The organism is Rhizobacter sp. P1_G5, from assembly GCF_056405435.1.
The window spans coordinates 1-1,330 of sequence record NZ_JBFUCB010000990.1 but is presented as its reverse complement, the minus strand read 5'-3'; the positions used below and the strand labels follow the sequence as shown (position 1 = coordinate 1,330).

Sequence of the window (1,330 nt, the reverse complement as noted above, 5' to 3'; positions counted from 1 at the left end):
GGCCAGGATCGAGTTGCCGAAGGTCTCGGCCGTGATCCCGGTGCCGTCGGAAACGAAGTAGACAGTGCGATTGGCCATGTGAACAGGGGGGCGTTGAGGCATCGATGATAGGCAGGAAGGCCCGTAAAATCGCCCCCAATCTTCCAAATCGCCCCCCTAGACGCCCACCCGGTCCATGCCACCACTCGAACACCTCAAGCGCTGGACCGCGCGTCGCCTGCTGGAGCCCTCGGAGCATTGCTCGGGTTCGCGGTTCGGGCGGGAAGCACCGGTTTCTCAACATCACGGAGCTTTCCCATGTCACTTCCGAACCTGGCGACCGCCCTGGTCGCACCGTTTGAACATCTGAGAATGACCGACGTCGAGGCGGTCGGCGGCAAGAACGCCTCCCTCGGCGAAATGATCAGCCAGCTGGCTGCCTCGGGCGTGCGGGTGCCCGGCGGCTTTGCCACCACGGCGCACGCGTTCCGACAGTTTCTCGCGCACAACGGCCTGGCCGCGCGCATCCAGGATCGACTTTCCACCCTCAACACCGATGACGTGAAGGCGCTGGCCGAGGCCGGCGCGCAGATCCGTGCCTGGATCGAGGCCACGCCGTTCCCGCCCGAGCTGGAGGCCGCCATCCGCGCCGAATTCGCGCGGCTGACCGCCGACCACCCGGGCGCGTCGTTCGCCGTGCGCTCGTCGGCCACCGCCGAAGACCTGCCCGACGCCAGCTTCGCCGGCCAGCAGGAGACCTTCCTCAACGTGATCGGCATCGACGAGGTGCTGCACAAGATGAAGGAGGTCTTCGCGAGCCTCTACAACGACCGCGCCATCAGCTACCGCGTGCACAAGGGCTTCGCCCACAGCGACGTGGCGCTGTCGGCCGGCGTGCAGCGCATGGTGCGCTCCGACCTCGGCGCCGCCGGCGTGATGTTCACGATCGACACCGAGAGCGGCTTCACCGACGTCGTCTTCATCACCTCCAGCTACGGCCTGGGCGAGACGGTGGTGCAGGGCGCCGTGAACCCGGACGAGTTCTACGTGCACAAGCCGGCGCTGCGCAATGGCAAGCAGGCCATCATCCGCCGCAACCTCGGCTCCAAGCTGATCAAGATGGAGTTCGCGACGCCCGCCGAGCGCGCCGCGTCGGGCAGGCTCGTCAAGACGGTCGACACCGCCACCGAGCTGCGCAACCGCTATTCGCTGAGCGACGCCGACGTGGCCGAGCTGGCCGGCTACGCGCTGACCATCGAGCAGCACTACGCCCGCCCGATGGACATCGAGTGGGGCAAGGACGGCGCCGACGGCAAGCTGTACATCCTGCAGGCCCGCCCCGAGACGGTGA

1 protein-coding gene is annotated in these 1,330 nt (G+C 67.3%); it reads left to right on the top strand.

Annotation, left to right across the window (positions count from 1 at the left end):
• Positions 1-297: 297 nt before the first annotated feature.
• Positions 298-1,330 (top strand): PEP/pyruvate-binding domain-containing protein (locus tag AC1D12_RS33435; RefSeq protein WP_477845390.1); only part of this gene is annotated, 1,033 nt, incomplete at its 3' end.